This is a genomic window from Paenibacillus sp. NPDC057967, from assembly GCF_042887015.1.
In the GTDB taxonomy this organism is placed as follows: domain Bacteria; phylum Bacillota; class Bacilli; order Paenibacillales; family Paenibacillaceae; genus Pristimantibacillus.
This window is the reverse complement of record NZ_JBHVQB010000006.1, coordinates 66,122-82,498: the sequence shown is the minus strand read 5'-3', so window position 1 is coordinate 82,498 and position 16,377 is coordinate 66,122. Positions and strand designations below refer to the sequence as shown.

General features: G+C 53.1%; 11 protein-coding genes. 1 reads left to right on the top strand and 10 read right to left on the bottom strand.

Annotated elements, in window-relative coordinates:
- Window positions 1–28 precede the first annotated feature (28 nt).
- Complete coding sequence (locus tag ACFVSO_RS16610; RefSeq protein WP_483875068.1) at window positions 29–1,006, bottom strand: bile acid:sodium symporter family protein; 978 nt, start codon at window positions 1,004–1,006, stop codon at window positions 29–31.
- 108 nt (window positions 1,007–1,114) lie between these two features.
- On the opposite strand from ACFVSO_RS16610, the gene ACFVSO_RS16605 reads away from it, so the two are divergent.
- A complete protein-coding gene (locus tag ACFVSO_RS16605) occupies window positions 1,115–2,254 on the top strand; it encodes a YfbR-like 5'-deoxynucleotidase (RefSeq protein WP_387475484.1) in 1,140 nt (379 codons plus the stop codon).
- 268 nt (window positions 2,255–2,522) lie between these two features.
- Here ACFVSO_RS16605 and ACFVSO_RS16600 read toward each other — a convergent pair whose 3' ends face one another.
- The 9 genes from ACFVSO_RS16600 to ACFVSO_RS16560 all read right to left on the bottom strand — a co-directional run bounded on the left by ACFVSO_RS16600 (window position 2,523) and on the right by ACFVSO_RS16560 (window position 16,348).
- The gene (locus tag ACFVSO_RS16600) at window positions 2,523–4,133 is read right to left on the bottom strand and encodes a glycoside hydrolase family 3 protein (protein WP_387475482.1); all 1,611 of its coding nucleotides are present in this window, start codon (window positions 4,131–4,133) and stop codon (window positions 2,523–2,525) included.
- Window positions 4,134–4,166: 33 nt separating this feature from the next.
- Window positions 4,167–5,813: a response regulator transcription factor gene (locus ACFVSO_RS16595; protein ID WP_387475480.1), complete on the bottom strand. Its 1,647-nt coding sequence runs from the start codon at window positions 5,811–5,813 to the stop codon at window positions 4,167–4,169.
- Window positions 5,810–7,621: a cache domain-containing sensor histidine kinase gene (locus ACFVSO_RS16590; RefSeq protein WP_387475478.1), complete on the bottom strand. Its 1,812-nt coding sequence runs from the start codon at window positions 7,619–7,621 to the stop codon at window positions 5,810–5,812. Before ACFVSO_RS16590 ends, ACFVSO_RS16595 begins: the two co-directional genes overlap by 4 nt.
- A gap of 14 nt (window positions 7,622–7,635) precedes the next feature.
- Complete coding sequence (locus tag ACFVSO_RS16585) at window positions 7,636–9,000, bottom strand: ABC transporter substrate-binding protein (protein WP_387475476.1); 1,365 nt, start codon at window positions 8,998–9,000, stop codon at window positions 7,636–7,638.
- 116 nt (window positions 9,001–9,116) lie between these two features.
- The gene (locus ACFVSO_RS16580) at window positions 9,117–9,308 is read right to left on the bottom strand and encodes a hypothetical protein (RefSeq protein ID WP_387475474.1); all 192 of its coding nucleotides are present in this window, start codon (window positions 9,306–9,308) and stop codon (window positions 9,117–9,119) included.
- A gap of 9 nt (window positions 9,309–9,317) precedes the next feature.
- Complete coding sequence (locus tag ACFVSO_RS16575) at window positions 9,318–12,197, bottom strand: DEAD/DEAH box helicase (protein WP_387475472.1); 2,880 nt, start codon at window positions 12,195–12,197, stop codon at window positions 9,318–9,320.
- Window positions 12,194–13,783 carry an SWIM zinc finger family protein gene (locus tag ACFVSO_RS16570; protein ID WP_387475470.1) on the bottom strand — a complete coding sequence of 530 codons (1,590 nt, stop codon included), beginning with the start codon at window positions 13,781–13,783 and terminating at the stop codon, window positions 12,194–12,196. The genes ACFVSO_RS16575 and ACFVSO_RS16570 overlap by 4 nt, the downstream gene beginning before the upstream one ends.
- A gap of 123 nt (window positions 13,784–13,906) precedes the next feature.
- Window positions 13,907–15,655, bottom strand: a complete 1,749-nt coding sequence (locus ACFVSO_RS16565; protein WP_387475468.1) for a sensor histidine kinase — start codon at window positions 15,653–15,655, stop codon at window positions 13,907–13,909.
- 24 nt (window positions 15,656–15,679) lie between these two features.
- Entirely contained in the window at window positions 15,680–16,348 is a 669-nt protein-coding gene (locus tag ACFVSO_RS16560) for a tetratricopeptide repeat protein (protein ID WP_387475466.1), read from the bottom strand.
- Window positions 16,349–16,377 lie beyond the last annotated feature (29 nt).

Here is a 16,377-nt window from a genome sequence, read left to right as displayed (position 1 = left end):
TGCTCCTTCACATTCAACTATCCATCGTTTATCCTACATGCGCGCTGCCGCTTACGCCAGTCTTATCTTTATTAAGTTTTTGTAAAACATAATGATGTACGGTAGCCAGCGGCTGCTGCACAAGAATGGACAGAACGACCGGCACGGCGGCCAGCGGGCTGAAGTAACCCAGCGCGAGTACAATGCCAAGCGAAATATTGCGCATTCCTGTCGCATAGGAGACCGTGATCTGCAGCTTGCTGTCGCGCAGAAAAGCCGTACCCACAAACCCAAATGCATAACAGAGTCCTACAAGCGCGATGACGGCCGGCACCAGCACGAGCATATCCTGCTTTAACTGATCGACATACGGCGAGATTGCCGCCGCATTCAAGGATACGACACCTACGAAGCAGAGCTTCGATAGAGGCGCCGTATACGGCTTCGTCTGCCCCTGGATCTTGCCTTTGGACCATTCGTTCAGCGCAACGCCGATCACCGTCGGCACCACAATCAGGACGACGAGATCCAGCATAATGGGACCGGCGTCTATATGCGCCGACGTTCCGAAGAAGAGATGAATTGCGGCAGGCACCACAAGCGGGCTAAGCAGCGAATCCAACACGACAAGCGCCAGCACAAGCGGCACGCTGCCGCCGGACATGCTGACCCACAACACGGTTGATACGCCAAGCGGAATAATGGTGAAGAGCACAAGCCCGACCACGTAAGGCGAATCAGCACCGAACAAAGCCGAGCCGCCCAGATAAGCCGCTGCAGGCGATACCAAATGGGCAAGGATCAAAGTCAGCCCCATAATGCCAGGCCTCTTCAGCACACCGCCAAGCTCGCCCAGACCGCAGCCAAGCGCCATCGTCAGCGTCACGAATGCAAATAAATACGGCACAGCGTGAACCATCGGGCTGAGCATATCGGCAAATAGAAATCCAAGTACAAGCGACCCTGGAATAATCAGAAACATCCACTTTTCAAAATAACGGTTAAACGCTAGTCCCCACTCTCGCATGCCCATCCCTCGATCTTCTCTCTAGTCTCTCTATACGTTTAAGCTTTATAATAGCATAGACAGTATGGGGTTCATACACTTCAAATGATGAATAACGAGGGGTGCGCCATGAACAATAGCCGTTTCGTCAGCGCCATAATTGGCATGCAATATGTATCCAGATGGAAGGAGTTTTCTCCACGCTACAAGGACAATGCCGCCAGCCACAGCTTCCGCTGCGCATCTATCGCTGTGCTTGCCGGCATCGCCGAGGAGCAGCTCTTCGGCCATTCCGTCAACAAGCTGCAGCTGGTCGCCAGAGCGCTGCTGCATGATCTCAATGAGACGGTTACCGGCTCGATCAAATACGTCACCAAAAAAGACAAGCATGTCGCCGGGCACATCCAGACGCTGGAGGGCGAAGTAAGCAAGGATATCGTCTCCCGGCTGTCCAAGTCGCTTCAGCCCCGCTTCTACGACTACATCGTAGACGCCGAAGATGATACCTATATCGGGCAACTGGTGCGCGGCATCGATACATTCGACGCGATGCTCTTCTGCAAGCGGGAGTATGAACGCGACTCCAGCACTCTGTTCAAAGAAAAGTACGAGGAGCTGCGAGGGGAGCTGCTGCGCTCCCCCTGCCAATCGATTCCGTGGCTGCTAGAGCAATCGGAGCAGGATGAAGGCATCCGGCAGTTCCTACACCATATTCTGAACCTCGATCTGATCGAGCGCTGGGGCGGCAGCTTCAACCTTGTTCCCGATAATGACGCGACACATTCGTTCCGCGTTGCAGCCATGTCGTTGTTCAACGGATTGCTTGAAGCAGAGCGGTTCGGCCGCAAGGATATTGATCTATACCGACTGCTCGGCAAGTCGCTGCTGCATGATGTCGTAGAAGGTGTCAGCGGCGATGTCGCCTCTCCAATCAAGAAATCATCGCCAGCTATTCGCCAGGCATTCGAACAATATGAGCGCGAGGTCGCGAAGGAGATGGTGGGACAGCTCCCTGCCTTCCTCCACCAAGAGCTGACGGACTTCCTCGTCGATGCGAAGGACGATACCTACGAGGGAGAGCTCGTGGACATTGCAGACAAGATCGACGCACTGATCAAGAGCAATCTGGAGATGCGCAATAACCCCCATTACGGTGACAAGTATTATCAGCAGCTCATTCATATCCAGCATCATTACGAGAATCCATGTGTTATCTTTTTCCTCGCGTATATCTTGCATGATTTGACCTATGATCATTTTGTCCGGTAAGAGAGGCCTATAAAGAAAAAAGGAGCTATCTTAAAAGCAGGGTAGTTCGAAAACATCTCACTTTGATGAATGAACCGGTGAAAATAAGAGATGGCGGTGCCAGGGTTTTATCCCTGCACCGCCATCTTTAGCTTTTGGTTTATCTTACATTTCAAGAGGAGCTATCTAGCAATTAATCTAGACAATTCCGCCCTGTTATCGCGATTAGCGATGTGTGGCACAACTATTTCGCTATTCTTAGGACAGTCCTTCTTGTATTAATAATGTATTATTGCTGAGCGCTCCAGCCGAACGGATAAGCTGGCGAAATTTCCAGTGGCAATGTGCCTGCCGCCTTCAGATCGCCAAGCAGCACCTTCGCTGCGGAAGACAATGCCAGCGGTCTACACTCGTACACTGCCAGGTAGCTCTTCACTTCCGGATACAGCAGCAAGTCAAGCGGATTGCGCACCGATACCGCAACAACGCGGTCGCCGGCCAATTTGATCGCTTCACGGGCAACATCCTTCTCCAGCGGATGCTTCGATGCATCGTAGGTGACAACAACGATTTGCTCGAATTCATCCAAGCCTTGCAGCGCGTCTTCGCTGTTCATCTTGCGCTCTACCACATTAGCGCCGTAATGCTTCAGGAAGTCGCCCAGCGTACCGTCGCCGGACAACATCTCGTCGGCTACCGATACCGGCACGATATCCGGCCACAGCACCAGCGTCTGCACATCGCGCTTCAGAGGAAGCGCTGCGCCTTCGTTCTTCACCAGCGTAACGGAAGCTTCGCTCCACTTGGCAGCAACAGCCTTGTTCGACGTTGTGCCGATGGCATCCTTCACGTTATCCCACGGCTCGATCGGCTGCTCCAGCTGGCGCTTCTCTTTCAGCTTCAGCACGCGAGCAACGGCTTCGTCGATACGCTCGATGGAGAGCTCTCCGCTCTCGACAGCCGCAGCCACCGCTTCCAATGCTGCAACCTGCTTCTCGATACGGTGGGAGACCAGAACCATGTCAGCACCCGCTTTGATCGCTTTCACAGCGCCTTGTGCCGGACCGTAGAACTCGTCGATTGCGCTCATCTCCAGACAGTCGGTTACGACTACGCCGTCATAGCCCAGCTCCTTGCGAAGCAGGCCTGTCAGCACGTTCTCCGACAACGTCGAAGGCACGCCGCTCGGCTCCAGAGCCGGCAAGCATACATGCGCGGTCATGATGCAGTCTGTGCCCGCTTCAATAGCCGCCTGGAATGGCAGCAGCTCGATCGCGTCCAGACGCTCGCGGCTATGCGGCAATACTGGCAACGCATGGTGAGAATCGACAGAAGTGTCGCCATGACCAGGGAAATGCTTTACCGTAGCAGCTACGCCTGCGGCTTGATAACCTTGCACTGCGGCAACGCCTAGTCTGGAGACAACGTCGGAACGGTCGCTGTACGATCTAACATTAATAACCGGATTGTCCGGATTGTTGTTCACGTCGATACAAGGGGCATAGTTCATCGTAATGCCAAGCAGTCTGAGCTCTTCGCCGCAAATGCGAGCGGTCTCTTCTGCCGCTTCGGATTGACCTGTAGCGCCAAGCGCCATATTGCCCGGCATAAGCGTTACGCCGTCGACCAGACGGGCTACCATGCCGCCTTCTTGGTCAATTGCGATAAAGATAGGCGGTTTGCCTGCGTCCTTCGCAATCTTTTGCAGCTTCACAGACAAGCCATGTACTTGCTGTGCGCTCTCAACGTTGCGCGTGAAGTAGATCGTGCCGCCAATGCCGTAAGACTCGATCAGTCCTTTAATTTCTTCCGTAGGCTCGAATCCGTTAAAGCCGAATACGAACAGCTGCCCGATCTTTTGTTTCAGGTCCCAGTTTTTCCAATCCTCATAAAGTGCCATTCCATTTACCCTCCTACAATTTCCATCCGTTTTTTAACTGCTTTCTTCCTCAGCTTCCGCCTCGAATTCCTTTCCCTGCGACTGAAATTTACTCCGGTAATCGGTCGGATTGTCTCCGGTATACTTCATGAACACTTTGGTGAAGTACCGGCGCTCCGCATAGCCGACCTCCTTCGCAATCTGCGCGACGCTCTTCTGGGATTCGGCAAGCAAGCTCTTGGCGCGCTCCATACGTTGTCTGGTCACATATTCAATGAAAGTCTCCCCGTAGGTCTGCTTGAACAACAGACTAAAGTAAGACGTACTTAGACCAACATGAGTAGCGGCTTCTTCTACGCTGATATCCCGGTACAGGTTTCGGTCCAAAAAGATTTTGGCTTCCGACATGGAGTTCTCGGACTGCTTCTTCTTATCCATAGAGCGCTCGGATACCGCGCTTGTTACCTGCTGGATAAAGGTAAGCAGATCCTTAATTCCGAACCGAAGATCCAGCCTGCGCCAGAGCAGCTCTTCCTGCTCGCGGGTGAAGACGGCCATCTCTTTCATTTCCCTCATCAAATGAAGGACAAAAAAATGAAGCAACGGCTTGACTCTGGAGCTGTTGCTCTCATTCAAGAGCTGAAGCTGCTGCGAGATGTTCTCCGTCTCCGCGCCGACCGACGCAACATCGCCCCGCTTCACGGCGCTGATCAGCTTCTCGGCGGTTACCCAGAATGCCTGGTCGGCCCCTGCGGAGCGTTCCTGCTCTAATGGATAATACGTAATCGTATTGGTGGCAGGCGTAAGCTGCATCCCCATCTGGACGAGCTTGAATGCATCCGACAGCTCCTCAACCCGCACAAACTGCCGGTAGATGCCTGCGTTAAGCGACAGCTTAATATGATTGCGCACCGCGGTGAGCAGCATCTCCGCCCATACACGAATGACCGCCATATCGAATGCCATCGACTTATCGGTCTCAATCAGCACGCACCATTCGCCGTCCCTCGTCTGAATGACGGCATGATGAAGCCCATTGCTCTGCAGCTTCTCCCGCAGCACATTGCACACCGCAAAGTTCCACAGCTTGCGCTCCTTATCAGACCAGTCGCGCCAGTCCTTCGTTTTCTCGGAGCTGACGTCCAGGTCGAGCACAATCATCACAAATTGCTGCAATCGAAGCTGCTGCTCATCGCCGGAGAATAGCCAGTGGCTGCCCGAGAAGTCGGTATAGTCCATTATAATATCATATAAAATCTTCTCGCTGGCAAGGTCTATCATGCGGCCAATCTTCTGCTGCTCCTCAAAAAGCTGCTTTTGCTTGTTCCGTTGATTAGACATAACGCGTGCGATTACGCCCGTTAATTCATCATACGGGATCGGCTTCAGCACATAATCATTCACGCCATACTGGATTGCAGCCCGCGTGTAAGCGAAGTCCTGGTAACCGGACAGCATAATGATGTCGCATGGAATCTCGCGTTCACGGATTTGCCGCACAAGCTCGAGGCCGTCCATAACAGGCATCCGAATGTCGCATAAAAGCAGATTGATGGACTCTTGCTCCATCAGCTGCAGCGCCTCAACGCCATTCTTCGCTACGCCCGCCACGGTCAGGCCAAGCATCTCCCATGGTATGACTTTCTCCAAATTTCTTGTAATATGCGCTTCGTCATCGACTAGGAGCACTTTGCCTATCATAGTCCCTCACCTCTGCTCTTCGGAATAATAATCCGGATCGTCGTGCCGTAACCTTCGGAGCTGCAAATCATCATGCCATAGCCAGCGCCGTAATGAATGCGCAGCCGATCCGCGACATTGCGGATGCCCAATCCTCTGCGCTCGCCCATCTCCGCTTCGTCATGCGACTTGCGCGAAGGGCTGTAGCCGTCTGACAGCTTATAGAGCACATCATGATTCATGCCGATGCCATTGTCGCTGACTATGATGACCAGATGCTGCGGCTCCACCGTTACATCAATCGAGATAAGCCCCTGCCCGTCCTCGTATCCGTCGAATCCATGCTGAATGCTGTTCTCGACAAGCGGCTGCAGCGTCAGCTTCAGAATCGTATATTCGAAGGCTTCCTCCGGTACGTCAAGCTCATAAGAGAACAGCTCCTCGAACCGGTATTTCTGAATTTCCAGATAACTGCGGACATGCTCTACCTCTTGCTTGATGCCGATTTCCTCCGAATGATGCATGCTGGTCCGAAGCAGATTGCTCAGCCGCCGGACCATCAGCATAATTTTGCCGCCTTCATTCTGCGCGGCCAGCGCGTTGATCGATTCCAGTGTATTGAACAGGAAGTGCGGCTTGATCTGCGCCTGCATCAGCATCATCTCCGCATGCTGCTTGCGCTCCTGCTCTCTTCTAACCTCGCTGAGCAAATCGCCGATCCGCTCTACCATGCTGTTGAAGCTGTTCGCCAGCAGCACCGTCTCGTCCTTGCCTTGCGCGGAGACGCGAATATCCAGCAAGCCTTGCTCGACGAGTCTCATTTTGCGGACAACCTTAATAATGGATTTGGCGACCCGGTTCACGAAAAACACGTTGAACAATACTGCCGACAGAAGCCCGATGACGGTAATCATGCCAATCCACTGCACGAACCGGACATTCTCATTCGTCAGAGAATTCCATGGCTGAACCGATAGCAGAACCCACCCGTTCCGATCGAGCTGATAGGAGGACACCAGACTGTCTACGCCGTCGAACTTCATCCGTGAGCTCTCGTACGTCTCGGTCAGCTGCGGCATAGAGTTCGTATAATTGTCGATGCTGTGCCCGTCATAACGATTATTGCTGTCCAGCATGACAAGCCCGCGGCTATTCAGGATGAAGTAGCGTGCTCCGGGCGAATCGGCATCCGGATTCTGGAACGCCTTCAGCATGCTGATGACTTCCTCCGTCTTAAACTGCGTAACCATAATGCCCAGATCATTGAACGATTCCAGATCTTTGACAACTCTCATCATCGTGAAGAGCGGAGGATTGACCCCGGTCAAGTCGCGCTGCTCATGGGGACCGATCCAGAGCGGCTTGCCCCCTAAGCGAATTACGTCGTCGTAGAGCGAATGCCGCTGCAGCTCGCTGAAGGATATCGGCTTGAACGTCATGGGATCATTGCGGTAGGAGCGGAACATCATCCCGTTCTTCGCATAGAGCACAACGTAGCTGACGGCCGGATGCTGGAACAGAATCCGGCTCATCTCCTTCTCTGCCTGAGTGAAGCGAATAAGCGTGCTGGGATCATCCATCGGAAGCTCGCTCAGCCTCAGCGGATCCTGCACTTCGGAGCTGATCACGTTGCCGTTGGACAGCTGGTCCAGCTCCCGGAAGAAGTACAATATATTGCCCCCGATCGCCTTCAGGGTTATCTCGGATTGCTCGCTGTATTTCTTCTCCAGCAGCGACTCCGAATTTACGAAAGAAAAGATGCCAAGACCGATCATCGGAATAATGATGAGCGATATAAAGGCAAGCATCAGCTTTGGTCTAAGATTCATCTAAGCTTTGCCCCCTATTTGCTTTCCCACGCCGGGGGAGTGCCGAGTCCGGCCGACTTCACTTGCGCGGCATTCGCCTTTTCTTGGGCGGCTTGAATATTGGCGGCCACTTCCAGAGGGGTGCTGAGCCCGCCAAGAAGCTCTTGCAGCCGGATACCGATTTCGGCGGTTACGACAGGCTGCACGATCGCGTCGAACGCCGGCCACGAGCTGGAGGCGTTGTTCATGACGGTCAGCACTTCATTCATCAAAGGATCGATATCGGAAAGGTCGGATATTTTCATCGAAGGCAGCAGCTTGTCTTCCTTCAATGCCCGTTTCTGCACCTCTTCGTTGAAGAAGTTGGCGATAAATTTTTTGACGATCTCCATCTGATCCTTCGACAGTGTCGACGAAAAACCGAACCCATTCGAATAAGAAGCATTGATGGAATGTTGATCGCCCAGTCCCTCCGGAATCTCAGGGAAAGAGAAGAAGCCTAGCTGTCCCTGCAATCCTCCAGCATCCTGGCTCGTGAATTGGATGGCATCCCATGTGCCTGTGAAGACCATGGCCGCCTGACCCTTCAGCAGCTGCGAGCCTTGCGCCGGCGTCAGAAGTCCAAGCGCGCCTCGTGTGAAGTAGTCCTTGTTCACGATTTCAGCATAAGCTTCGAAGCCTTTCACGAACTGCGGGTCCGTCCATTTCGTCTCGCCCGTAACCAGCTTGTTGAACGCGTCGATGCCAACGTACCTCTCCATGATGGTATTCCACATCATGCCGGTCATCCAGGCGTCCTTGGCAGCCAGACCGAACGGCACATAGCCCGCTTCTTTGATCGTCTCCGCCGTCTCCATCAGCTCATCCCACGTTTTCGGAATGTCCAGATGCAGGCTGTTGAATATTTTTTTATTGTAGAACAGCCCTTCGCTATAGCCGCCATATGGCACGCCGTATACCTTGCCGTCTATGGTGAATTCATCAAGGCTCTGGAACTTGTCCATCAGATCCAGCTCCTTCAGAATCGGCGTCAAATCCAGCATCCGGTTCGCCTTGACATACAGATTCAGATCAGCTCCGCCGAACACCTCGAAGATATCGGGCGGATTGCCGGCAGCCATCTCCTGCTTCAGCTTCGTATCGCGGTTGACGATTTCCTCGATGCCCTCCATCTTGAAGGTAACGCCCTTATTCTCGGCCATCGTCTTGGCAACGACATCCTCCAGCAATCTGAGGCGGGTCTTGCTCGTCTCCTTAATCTGCGTATGCCGCAGCGACAGCGTCACTTCTCGGTAAGCGTCTTCCTGATCATGGGAATCCTTGGGCTTGTTCACGCCGCAGGATGCAGCGTTCGTCATGAATGCAAGAAGAACAGCAATTAGAATATAGCTTTTCTTCAACGTAGGAAATCCTCCTCGCAGAGATACATGTTCCCTGATCGTACTTCTATTATAGCCTTACTCGCAAAGCAGGAACGAGGCTAAAAAATACGACAATAAGGGATATAATTCTATTGTTACCGACGAAGTCCTTCCATGATCTCCCTAACCCGAGCATAGAATGCCCGCCAATGCTCATTCGCATGGACGGGCCCCGGATCGGCGGACTGCAGGGAGTCACCATGGCTCCCGGCCGAATCACCTTGATCCGCTCTCTTGCCCTCCAGATTAAGACGATTGATGCGATCCTGCAATCCTTCTCCTGCCATTAGACGCTATCATCCTTTCAGCCAGCCCTCGCGAAGTGCGAATAGCTCTCTCAGCTCATCCGTGCTGAGCTCAGTAATCCAGTTCTCCGAACCGCTTACGACCTGTTCACTCAGCGATTGCTTGCTATCGATCATCTCGTCAATCTTCTCTTCCAGCGTGCCGAGCGTAATGAATTTATGTACTTGCACCTGCTTGGTCTGCCCGATACGGAATGCACGGTCCGTCGCCTGATTCTCGACTGCCGGATTCCACCAGCGGTCGAAGTGGAATACATGATTGGCCGCCGTCAAGTTCAGCCCTGTCCCGCCGGCTTTGAGCGATAGCACAAATGCGCAGCGCGGCTCGTCTTCCGATTGGAATGCGGTGATCATTTCATCCCGCTTCGCTTTCGGCACGCCTCCGTGCAGATAAGGAACGGGAACGCCAAGCCCATCTTCCAGCATGCTCTTGATGCGCTCGCCCATCTCGACGTATTGGGTGAATATCAAGCAGCGCTCCCCTTCAGCCGCGATTTCCTCGCACATCTCCAGCAGACGAGCCATCTTGCCTGAACGCTCGATTTCCCAAGCGGTGCCGCCCGTCTCCTTAAGCAGGAGCGAGGGGTGATCGCATAACTGCTTCAGCTTGGTGAGACTGGATAAGATCAGACCGCGGCGCTGCATGGCATCCAGCTTATCCAGCTTCTCCATCAGGTCAGATACGATATTTTCATACATTGTCCCCTGTTCGGTCGTCAACGTCATATAGCTCTTCGATTCAATCTTATCCGGCAGATCCAGCTGAATAAGCGGGTCTTTTTTGACGCGCCGGAGCATGAACGGCTTCACCCACCGCTGCAAGCCTTCAATCATCTCTTTGTCTCTGGACCGCTCGATTGGCGCGACTACCGCCCTGCGGAAATCATGCAGACTGCCGAGATAACCCGGATTGACGAAGTCGTAGATCGACCAGAGCTCGGTGAGGCGATTCTCCATTGGCGTGCCTGTCAACGCAATCCTGTGGCGGGATTCCAGCCTTCTGATCGCTCCCGACTGCTTCGTGTAGACATTTTTGATGTTCTGCGCTTCATCCAGACATAGTGCGTTCCAATGCACGCGCGCCAGCTCCTCCTCGTCCAGCTGCGCCAGTGAGTAAGAGGTTATGACGAGATCCGCATCGCGCACGGACTCCTCTAGTTCCTCTCCCTTGGGGCGCTTGCTTCCATAGTGGAGCACCATTCGCAGACTGGGAGCGAACCGGGCGATTTCCTTCTCCCAGTTGCCTATAACGGAGGTAGGACAGATGAGGAGCGACGGACCGTTGGCCCCATCCTCGCGCTCCTTAACCGTCGCCAAATAAGCCATGAACTGAATCGTCTTGCCAAGACCCATATCGTCAGCCAATATGCCGCCAAAGCCGAACCTGCGCAGGAATAGCAGCCACGATACGCCCTGCTGCTGATACGGACGCAGCTCCCCCCTGAACCAGGTCGGAGGATCGGCCACAGGCAGCTTATTCACATGCTGAAGCTGTTCCAGCCATTCTGCCAAATGCTCGTTCAACTCCACCTCGGCCCGCAGATCATGCGAATCCTCGTCTCCGATATCAAGGTCCGCGCCTCCGCGCAAATGCATCTCCAGCACATCGCGGAAAGTCAATCCGTTGCGCTTGCCGACACGCTTCATCCACTGGCGAATTTCCGCGACATCTTGCGGGTCCAGATGCACCCACTCATTGCCTACCTGGAACAGCCGCTTATTCTCTTCCGCCATGCGGAGAAATTCGCCTTCTGTCAATTGAACGTCGCCAAGCGCCAGCTTCCAGTCAAATTGTACGATCTGGTCCAGTCCGAACAATGATTGGGTGGAAGAACCGACAGAAGATTTCATCTTGGCCTTCAGCCTGAGCTTTCTGGAACGTACCGCTTCCCACCATGCAGGCAGAAGTACGGGTATGCCCGCTTCCAGCAGCGCGATGCTGTCATGCTCCAGGAACGTCCATGCCTCTTGCTCAGTAAGCGTCTTCCTGATCTCTCCGGCCTTCTCTTCCAGATGAGCCAGGACGCCTGCCCACTTTACTTCCTCCTTCTCCAGCTTCGCAGCCAGAAAGGGCTTCCACTCCTCCGGCAGTTCGGGAGCTGTCCGGTTGCCCGGGGCATCGGATTCAAGCGGCAGCCATTCTCCGCCATCGCGATTCTGCAGCGCAGGGGTAAGCCGCCAGCTTCTTCCTTCCGCAGGCTCCGCCAACTGCAGCGCCACGCGGAATGGAAGCATATCCTTCTGGTAGCCGATCGCAACAAGCCATTCCGACTCGTCGGCACCCTTGCGTCTCAAGACGCCTTCGCCCGCAGTTGCTGCAATGGAACGCCAGAGCGCACCGGCTTCCTGATCGCCCTCTAGAATCTCTTCCAACGCTTCGCCAAGCCATCGATGAATCTCGACATCACCGAACCCGGCTGCTTGCTGAAGCGACTGCTCCCACAGCTCTCTGAGCTCGATGCGCTCATCAGGTATGGCTACAGACCATGCTCTGTGCTCCTCCGACCAATTATTCCAGTCCGGCTCATACCAGCCGTTCAGCAGCGCTTCTCTGACTATATTTGCGATTTGAATCATAATGGTCATTCGAGGGGACCAGGAGATGCGCAGCAAGCGAACGGGCGCAGGCGCAGACAAATAATCGATAGCCAAGAGAGGAGAAAGCTTCAGATACAGCTGAGCGCCGATGCGTTGTTCCTCGATCTTAGCCCCGTACCACGACGCCTTATGCCACCCGAATAAGAGCGTTCTCTGCTTCCCTTCGGGTATATCCTTCCGGTCCAAGCCCGTCAAGAAAATCCCGCTCTCGCCATGCTCTCCGTTCCATAAACCGTCAATTGTCCATTCTCTCGAGCTGGTCATCGTTCTCATGTGATGATCTTCCCTTTCCACAGCTCTTCCTGCAACGCCCGCAGCCGTTGATTTTTTGTAACTAGCTCTGTCAGGTAGGCGTCCCACTTCGCCGTTTCCTTGATCGATTTGTACAGCTTCTCCAGCTTCTTGAGCTGCTTGACTGCGAGCCGGTAGCCTTGCCTGTTCCGAGAGGCGATCGCGCTATCTACAGATTGGTGATAGAGCGGCAGAAGCACATGCGGCGCCGCCTTCGCAACCTCTCTCATGGCGGCCGCGTCTATCTCCTCAGCCTTCACGCCAAGGAACATTTGCAGATCCGTCCAATCCTCATACCGCTGCAAGCTCAGCCAATGCTCCGACAGCTCCGAATACGAATAGGGAAGCAGCTCCGTCATATAGCCGTTCCATACCGGAAGCTCCGGACGATCCTCGTCCGCCCGGCGGCACAGCGCCATGAAAGGACCGATGTTGCGGGCGTTGCGATTCTGGTATACGCGCTCATTAAGGAAGCTCATCCAGCGCTCGACCAAGTCCCATTGTCCCGCTTCCATCCGCTGGGCGACACAAGGATAGATCAGCTTCTGAATGCGCTCAAAAGCTCCTTGAGCAAAATAATGAATCGATTGCTCATCCTCGCCTCTCAAGAAATACAGCATGCCGACAGCGGCATGCAGGAACGAATCATTGCGTTCGCTTGGGGATGGCATGCCTAGCTCTGACAACAACGAATCCAGCTCCCGCTTATGCCAGGCCAGATCGGCAGATAACTTCTCGCAGAAGGCCAAATACATATGCCCCCACTCGAACAGCTGGCGATCCGTCATGAGCGCCCGTGCTTTCATGCGCCCTATCAGCTCGTCGCACCACGCTTGTTCTGCATCACTCATCGATGCAGGCTGCAGCTCTCCCGAAAGTGTATGTAGATGCTCAATCCACGGCTCTGCCATTCTTAGGAACGACATCTCATGATAATACCGGCTGAAGCTGTCTACGGTATTGATGGCGCGCTCTGCCTGCTCCAGCACGAACAGAATGGCCGTCGACCAGTGCAGACGCCTGCGTGATGGCTCCCAATCCTTAGACAATCCCTTCAGTCCGGAGAGGACAGGCTGCAGCGCATGGAGCGAGTGACGGCATTTCTTCCATGTGTCCCCGTATTCAGCCTCCATCCAGGCATACCATTCCATGGCCGTTCCATCTTCGCCTGGATGGCTGTACGAATCTTCCTGAAGCTGGTCGGGGTTGCCCCGCTTAGCCAGTACGCTTGCCGGAACCAATCCAAGCAAGCGGAAATAAGACTGCTCCGCAGCCGAATCGCCTCCAAGGACTTCTGCGCAATATTGAAAATACACAGCAACCATATGCTTGCAATAACCATTAAATGGACAAGTGCACGTACTGTAGCCAAAATGCTCCGCATCCATAACGACAGCATAAAGATCGCTACCCCGTACAATTCCTGTAAGCGTATCGTGAACGGTTTCCTTTGCGTTCTGGACATGTCCGTCCTTATAGTAACTCCAGCCCCGCTTGATTATTGTGCCGGATACATGGTTGCCAAGCTGCTGCTCGAAGGCAGCGTGCAGCTTCTCATCGAGGCGCATAGGAGTTCTTCACCCGCTTTCTTTCCCGTACAATGCATTCTTACCATTATAACAGAAAAAACGCCATGGCGACGAATGTGTTCCGCCCAATGACGCTTATTCCAAGTACCGTGTGTCCTGCTGTTATAACGGCAAACGAACGATTATGGTGAGCTGGTCTTGCCCTTCGGCGACGACGGCGGCCTCCCCTTTGTACCGTTCTACAATTCCTTTTACAATGGCCAGTCCCAGCCCCTGATGCTGATTTTGTTTGGTGGAATAACCCGCCTCGAACAATGGTTTTGCGGCTTGCACCTGGGCTTGATGACAGACGTTCGTCACCATAAATTCCAGCGAATGCTCCGTTTGGTTCCCTACCAGCAGAACATTCCTTTCATCCTCGCCATACTTCAGCACCTCATCAAATGCATTGTCGATCAGATTGCCCAGGATTCGGTTAATGTCTAGCGTCTTGCCGCCCATCCCTTGCAGCCTGAGGCCGTTGAACCGGCATTGGAAGTGGATTCTGTGTCCCTCCGCCTGCGAGATTTTGGAACGGATAAGAGCCGCAATTGCTGGATTGCCGATATTGATAATATCGTTCATGACCTTAATTTCACCGGTGAGCTCTTTCGTATACGCCACTAATTCCTTATGCTTGTTCAGCTCGGCCAGCGAATGAATGGTTTGCACATGATTGATGAAATCATGCCGCTGTGCGCGTATGGAGTGGAACAGGCTGTTAATCTCTTCAGCGTACGTCTCCTGCGTGACAGCAACCGCTTTATCCCGAGATTGCTTGGCATATCTCATTGCAATGATGGCAATAATCAGGCTTGCCAATGTCAATAGCGTAATAATAAGTCCCAGATTCAAAAACTGCTTGTTCAGCTTTTCCTGAATAATGCCATAATCCGAAATGATCGTAAGAACATAGTTATTAAGCGGATTGCCCAGCTCATCCACGACGCTCCTGTCACTGTCGCTTATGGATACGGGAATAAACATTTTAAATATTTGGCGTCCATCCACTTTGTCCATGTCCGTCACGATTGTATTGGAATGATGCGCCTGCTGGACAGACAACACATCGCCGCCGGATTTTATCCCGTATTTGCCGAACAGGAGCGAACGCTGAACGATATGCTCCTTCGTATCGCCTTCCTTATCCGTGGATTGAATACCCTCCGGGAAAGTTCGAGGATTGAACACCGCAATCTCCAGAAGCGATTCATCCTTGTCCACCAAATCCATCAGCAGCCGCTCCACACCGGCGATCTGCATATAGGTTTCCTGGCTGCTCTTGAAGTCGACGTAAGGATCGATCATATAGTTCGTCGTCCCGTCGTAATAATAGCCCCACTTGTAAATTTTCTCCTTATCCGTTGAGGAGGTTTCGAACGGACCGCTCCAAAAATTCGTCATCTTCTGGCCCAGCCAATTGCTCGACAATTCTTCCCGTTCGAACAGCTGCTGGAAAATCTCATGCCATGGCTTCCACTGCTTTGTGCTTGTTCCTGGCTGCGTAGGGTCAGAAGATTGATACAGTACAATGTCGTCTTCGGTTCGCTTAAGCAAACTGATATGAGCGATATCGAGCTTCTCGCTTAGCTCCTGAAGCTGGTCGCTTGTCACTTTCTCGATATCCGGATCAAGCGCATATTGGGCAGCTATGGAAGCCGTCCTTAGTTCTCTGCCGATTTGTTCTTCATAGAACTCCGCGCCTTTGCGTGTTTGTTCCACAGATAGCTCGATTTGCTTCGCGAGCCGGAGCATCTCTTGCTTATGGCCGTCTTCCAGCGTTTTTTTCGTCAAGAAGTAATAGACCGTATTGTTTATCAGGATCAACGCGGCGATCACGCTGATTGCCATAAGCCATACATTGCGCTGCATCTGTCCACTCTTGCCCCTTTATGATCATTTTTTGAGCAGCAATCGAACCGCCCACTTGCGCTCCGATCGCTTCCTGTATCGCGGCAAGGCTTTATACAAGCGAAGTCCATCCTGAGCAGCCAGCTTGGAATCCTGGGTCCGGCCCATTTCCTTATAGATCGTCGCCAGTTTGTCGTACGCTTCGCATGAAGATGAATGAATGCTCTGAAAGTCTACCAGATCCTTTAAGGCTTGTTCCGGATTATGCTTCATCCGCGAAGCCGCCAGCCGTAAATAAGGTGCTCCGTACTTAACCTTCGGGTTGAGCTTCAACGCTTGTTCCGTATAGGCTTCACCCTTCACTATGTCTCCTTGATTCAGATAAGAATGTCCTAAGTCATCCCAGTATTCAGCCGATTCCGCCAGCGTTCCTTGAAGCGGCTCAAGCACCGTGGCTGCCTCCCTGAACTTCTTGCTCTCGATAAGCAAGCGTGCCAGCTCATGCTTGGAGGAGACATCGCTTGGGGACGAAGCAATATGCTGCCTCAGCTTGGAGATGCGGCTTCTCCGCTTGAATGGCTTCCACAGGCTTGGCGTAAGGCCAACGAATCTGCGATCCAGCGCATACAGAATAAGGAGCAGTACAATCACTGCTATTATCGGATTTCCCAATAGCCAGCTTAGCCAAAGGAATAGAAATGTAAATTTAATCATGCCATCCTCCACAATACCCAATATTTATG